This is a genomic window from Burkholderia sp. BCC1640, assembly GCF_902833125.1.
Classification (GTDB): Bacteria; Pseudomonadota; Gammaproteobacteria; order Burkholderiales; family Burkholderiaceae; genus Burkholderia; species Burkholderia diffusa.
The window spans coordinates 1-1,110 of the sequence record NZ_CADFEF010000096.1 but is presented as its reverse complement, the minus strand read 5'-3'; the positions used below and the strand labels follow the sequence as shown (position 1 = coordinate 1,110).

General features: G+C 62.7%; 1 protein-coding gene. It reads right to left on the bottom strand.

The window, feature by feature from the left end:
* Nucleotides 1-35 precede the first annotated feature (35 nt).
* Nucleotides 36-1,058, bottom strand: a complete 1,023-nt coding sequence (locus tag HWX25_RS32605) for an IS30 family transposase (RefSeq protein ID WP_175912701.1) — start codon at nucleotides 1,056-1,058, stop codon at nucleotides 36-38.
* Between the last annotated feature and the right edge of the window lie 52 nt (nucleotides 1,059-1,110).

Sequence of the window (1,110 nt, the reverse complement as noted above, 5' to 3'; positions counted from 1 at the left end):
GGCGGTTTCAAGGGCGAAGTGCAACACCTCGCGGGTTACTGAACAGGAGCGCGATCCGTGGGGTTAGCCAGAATCTGAGCAAGGATTTCCAGAGGCGTGTGCCAGTTCAGCGTGGCCCGCGGACGTGTATTGAGCTTGTCAGCAATCGAGTCGAGGTCTTCTTGAGTGTGGATGGACAGATCCGTGCCCTTGGGCAAGTACTGGCGCAGCAGGCCGTTGGTGTTTTCGCAGGTACCGCGCTGCCAAGGGCTGTGCGGATCGCAGAAGTACACACGCACGTTGGTCGCGGCCGTCAGCTCGGCATGCCGCGTCATCTCGCGGCCCTGATCGTAGGTCAACGTCTGGCGCAGCGGCTTGACGAGCGATTGCAGTTTGGTCGTGAAGGCGGCCAGCGCCGACGCAGCAGTCGCGTCCGGCATCTTGGCCAGCAGCACCGCGCGGCTCATGCGCTCGACGAGCACGGCCACGGAGGACTTGTTGGCCGCCCCCTTGATGAGGTCACCTTCCCAGTGGCCCGGCATGAGGCGATCGTTGATCTCGGGCGGCCGCACGTGGATGCTGACCATGTCGGGAATCGTTTCGCGCCGATCGGTGCCACGCGATCGCGGCAGGCGTTTGTTACGGTGCTGACGCAGACAGGCAATCAGTTCGCGGCGCAACTCGCCGCGAGGCTGAGCATAGATCGCGTTGTAAATCGTTTCGTGGGACACGTTCAGGCTCGGCTCGTCGGAGAAGGTCCGCTTCAGGGTAGCCGCGATCTCCTGCGGCGACCACTGGCGCTCGCGCAGAAGCTGGCAAACGACACTCCAGAGAACCGAGTCGGACGCAAGCTTCAGCGTTGGCCGGGCAGCCTGGCGACGAGTGTTGCGGGACGCTTGGGCGACCCGCGGGCAGTACAGGCCGTTGGTCTGCGTATTGCGTGCCAGCTCGCGACTCAGTGTCGACGGCGCGCGCTTGAGCTTGCGGGCAATCGCCCGCAAGCTCAAGCCCTCGTCACGCCAGAAATCGATTCGCATACGTTCTTCAGGTTGAAGTTGTTGGTACGTTCTCTTTGCCATTCGCGGACATTACCGGATGGCGAGAGTGTTGCACTTCAGATTTGAGGCCGCC